This is a genomic window from Microcoleus sp. BM001215392 (assembly GCF_036700185.1).
In the GTDB taxonomy this organism is placed as follows: Bacteria; Cyanobacteriota; Cyanobacteriia; order Cyanobacteriales; family Microcoleaceae; genus Microcoleus.
Genome location: NZ_JAUBOJ010000059.1, coordinates 1 through 4,288, shown reverse-complemented (window position 1 = coordinate 4,288; position 4,288 = coordinate 1). Strand labels below are relative to the sequence as shown.

The window sequence follows — 4,288 nt, the reverse complement described above, 5'->3', positions numbered from 1 at the left end:
TTTAACGAACCGCGAAGGCGCCAAGAACACGAAGGAAGAGAAGAGAAGTTTTTTTAGCGAAAGCCCTTCATTTCTCTTCTCTTCGCGTCCTTAGCGTCTTCGCGGTTCGTTCCCAAAATCTATTCTACAACATCACATTTCCCGGAAATTGCTGTTTCAGAACAGGCATTACCGGACAAGGTTTTTGCTCTTGCAAATTTTCGGGTTTGTTCCAAGTAAAAGGCCCTTTTTTTTCGGCGCCCATCCACAGCAAACTTTTTGCCCGGGTCATCGCTACATACAGCAATCGAAACTCTTCTGCTGTTTTCAAATAACCTGCTTGTTCCCAGGCTTCCCCGAGATTTGGCAAAGGATGTTTTTCGTGCAAGCTGGCTCGAATTTGCGCTCTTGCTACTTCTGCTAGGGTGAAATCTCCTAAAAATTTAGTTTGCGGCAAAACTCGCAAACTTCCGGGGATTGTTTGGTCGTGCAGAAATGGTATAAATACACAATCCCAATCTAATCCTTTGGCTTTGTGCATGGTAATAATTGTGAGTTGACCTTTGCTGGTGTAGCGTTCTTCTATTTTGTCATCTGCATCTACTGGCTCAAATCTTTCTGAGCTAACAATTTCGCTCAGTACGTCCAAAATGTTGCGCATTGAATTGTTGCCGGCGGTTTGGATTGCTACTCGTTCGGCTAATTTGTCGGCGGTGGCTAATTCTGTTTGGTCGTATTGCAGGGCTAAGGCTAAGAATGAGATGATTTGGTAGGGCGGGAGTTCTAGGCGTGCTTGCAGCAAACCGCAGCAAAAATAACGGCATTTGCGCACGGGATCTGACTGCTGCGGGTCTAGGGGGCCTGGGTAGAGGAATTGTTCGGGGCTGGTGGCAAATGTATTGTAGTCTTGTTTGGGGATGAGTTGCCGATCGCTCAAAATCTTTAAGGCTGCTTTCAGGTAATCTGGTGAGTGCGGGCGATCGAGAAATTGCAGCAGTGTTAAAATTTCCCAAGGTACTTGAGAATGTCTGTCTCGTTCCCCGACATCCTCAATTTTAATCCCGTATTTGCGCAAATCGCAGCTCAATCCGTGTTTTTGCGGATTTTCTAGGACTTCTTTGATAAACTTGCCTTGTTTGTTTTCGCGCACCAAAATAGCCATTGACTTTTGATTTTCTACTGGCAATTTGAGGCGCTTTTCTTCATCTTTGGATTCACTGCTGGATTGAATATTTTGCTCGGAAATTTCCCAGGCGAAATCCGCAGGTAAAAATTCCTCTACTAACTCAATTACCCGCTTGCTAATTAACTCAACTGTGTGGTAAATGTCGCGGGGAGTATGCAACTCTAAGCCTCGACCTATGGGGGCGGGATTGGCATTTTGCTGCGGGTCATCCCTGGGAACTGGCTTGATAGTTTGATTGCGAAAAGGCTGTTCAGTTCCCGCTAATTCCGATTCGTTTACCCATTGCAACATAAAGTTAGCTGCATCGATAATTATCTGGGTACTGCGGCCTGCACCGTCCATTGTTGCTAACTTATTTTCTACTTCGCACTCATCACAAAATTGATTAAAATAAATCGGATCGGCGGGAGTAAAGGTAGAATTAATTGCTTGATTTGGGTCGCCAACTCTGATAAAGTTAGGAGGTGAGTTAGGACGGTCGGGATCGATCGCCAATATTTCCAACAGCTTAGTCTGCAAAGGTGTGGAATCCTGGGCTTCGTCCTCGAAAACTGCAAATACTTGCTTTTGTTCTATCGCCCTGGCGCCCGGATTGTCCAACACCCGCAAAGCTCCTAAAATCATCTCGTCGTAATCGATGAATTCCCGACTCCTCAACAAAGCCTGATATTTTTGATATAAACCGCCGGCTACCGCTAAAATTTCATAGCCGTCCCTCGAATCAAGAGCGCTCATTTCTAACAATTCTTCGGGGGACAAACCAGAAGATTTTGCCTCGTGAATCACAGTTTTAGCTAACTGTGGCAAAATCTCCGTCCGCAAAGCCAATTGTCGCCGCACTCTCTCCGTTTCCTCTCCATCAAATTGCTGTCCTTCTAACAAAATTTGATATCTGCGGGGATTTTCTGCGATCCACAGTTCTACACAAATGCGAATTAAGCGGTGATTTTGAGTCGGAGTGACTAACGTCGAATTTTCGAGATTTAAACCAGACAAATCGGGATGGCGCATTGCAATGTTTAATGCTAAACCGTGCAAAGTATGTACGGCAAAACCGCCTTGAGATAAAGACAATTCTGCCAATCTTTGGCGAATTTTAGTTTTAATATTAGCAGCAGCCGATCGCGTAAACGTCACCACAATTAACTGACGGCGGTTGTACAGTCGGTTGCGGGCGATCGCAATTGCCGACGCAGCAGCCATTCCTGTAGACTTCCCGGCCCCTGGAACCGCCGAAACCGCAAGGGGGCCGCCGGCCCAATCCGCCATCTCGTGCTGGCCCGCACGCAAGCTGTCGCGAATTTTACCGCAAGCAGCAGCCAAAAGCGCGGCGGGATCTAACTCGGAGAAAGTGCTGTTCGGGCGATCGATCTGGGCAGTCGATCGACTAAAATCAGTATCAAATTCATCAGTCATAATTACATCCGCGTTTATCCGCGTTTATCTGCGGTTAAAAATCCCCAAAAATTCACCGAATAGCAAGGGTTTGAAGCCCAAGCATGAAGGCAGATTGTGATAAGAACGGAGTTTAAATCTCCGCTCTTATCACTTCGCACTCATCTGTCAACTGTCAACTGTCAACTGTTTAACTCTACCGTTTCCATTTTGGTATCGGCTAAACCAACCCTATCTATCCGAGCTTAAATTAAAACCAGCATAAAATTCAATACCCAAACCTTTTTACAGGAAAAACCCCCAATGAAAACTCACCTCAAAACTTATTTCCTGTCACACAAGCCAAACCCAGCCAACAACAGCACAACTCGCTTTGCATTAGTAGCATTCTTAACTTTATCCTCCGCCATTGCTTTACCAAGCTGTGCAACTTCCTCCCCCAGCGGCTCTACAAACGGCTTTACTTCACCCCGCAGCGCCCAAAAGCAAATTGCGGCATCTGCTCCCCAATCCGAACCCGCACCTGTAAGCACACCCGGAGGCGCAGCGTCAAAAGTTGCTGCTGACACCGCAAAAAAACCAGCCGCAGAAACTCCAGCAACTGCTCCCCAACTGATTAAAAAAGCCGAACTTAGTGTAGTTGTCAAATCCATTGACAGCAGCACTAAATCAGTTACCGAGATTGTGAAAAAACAGCAAGGCGATATCTTGGCTTTCCAAAACCAAAAGCCGCCGGATTCTAGTGTGCGCCAAACCGCCAACTTGCAGATTCGGGTACCTCAAGAAAAGTTAGAAACTACTTTAAATGCTTTAGCAAAACTCGGAAGTGTCGAAAACCGAGGGCTGACGGCTGAGGATGTTAGCGATCAATTAGTTGACAGCCAGGCCAGGCTGCGCAACCTGCGCAAATCGGAAGAAGTTGTGTTAAAAATTATGGAGAGATCCGGCTCTGTTGGCGACGTGCTCAAGGCTTCTCAAGAGTTGAGCAATATTCGGGAGTCGATCGAGCGCATCGACGCTCAGTTAAAAAGTTTGCGGAATCAAGTAGCCTATTCGACTATTAGTTTAACTCTAGAAGCAGCAGTCTCGGCCCAGCAAGAACCCGAACCTTCTCTCGGCTTGCGGGTTCAGGAAACTTGGGGACAAGCGACTCATTCTGTGAGCGAATTAACTTTAGGTTTGTTTGCTCTGAGCATTTGGCTCTTGGCTTACAGTCCTTATTTCCTAGTAATTGGGGCAGCTACTTACGGTATAATTCGATTTAAGAAACAGCATTCTGTTCCGAAAGTTCAAGAACCGAAACCGCCTGCTGCAAATTAGTCATTAGTCATTGGTTATTAGTCATTGGTTATTAGTTATTAGTCATTAGTCATTAGGTAGCGACGCACCAAACGTCGCAATATTGCGATCGCACTTGATATCATTTCCAGCATTTCTGAACGCAACAGTTACTCTTATGAGGCTTAATCTTTAGGTACGTAGTTGCGCTTCAGCGCTCTTTCCTGATATTTATAAAGAGCGCTTCAGCGCAACTACATACCTTTTTTTTTATTTAATATAACAGTTGTGCAACTCCTGCCCAAATTCAGAATCGCAGATAATATAAGGTGCGTCGCGGTGAGATTGTCAATCTTTAGTTTAGGAATTTTCGCTCGCGACACACCCTACCAATGACTGTCAACTGTCAACTGTCAACTGTCAACTGTCAACTGTCAACTGTCAACTGTC

2 protein-coding genes are annotated in these 4,288 nt (G+C 45.8%); one reads left to right on the top strand and one right to left on the bottom strand.

Going from position 1 to position 4,288, the window contains the following annotated elements; genetic code table 11:
- Positions 1-124: 124 nt before the first annotated feature.
- Positions 125-2,581 carry an ATP-dependent helicase gene (locus tag QT974_RS09480; protein WP_333468255.1) on the bottom strand — a complete coding sequence of 819 codons (2,457 nt, stop codon included), beginning with the start codon at positions 2,579-2,581 and terminating at the stop codon, positions 125-127.
- A 282-nt stretch (positions 2,582-2,863) separates the two neighbouring features.
- On the opposite strand from QT974_RS09480, the gene QT974_RS09475 reads away from it, so the two are divergent.
- Positions 2,864-3,880, top strand: coding sequence for a DUF4349 domain-containing protein (locus QT974_RS09475; protein WP_333468254.1), 1,017 nt, complete (start codon positions 2,864-2,866; stop codon positions 3,878-3,880).
- Positions 3,881-4,288 lie beyond the last annotated feature (408 nt).

What these genes read in the sequence shown, in the direction of transcription:
- QT974_RS09480 (WP_333468255.1), bottom strand. Translation starts at nt 2,581, where the DNA reads ATGACTGATGAATTTGATACTGATTTTAGTCGATCGACTGCCCAGATC.
- QT974_RS09475 (WP_333468254.1), top strand. Translation starts at nt 2,864, where the DNA reads ATGAAAACTCACCTCAAAACTTATTTCCTGTCACACAAGCCAAACCCA.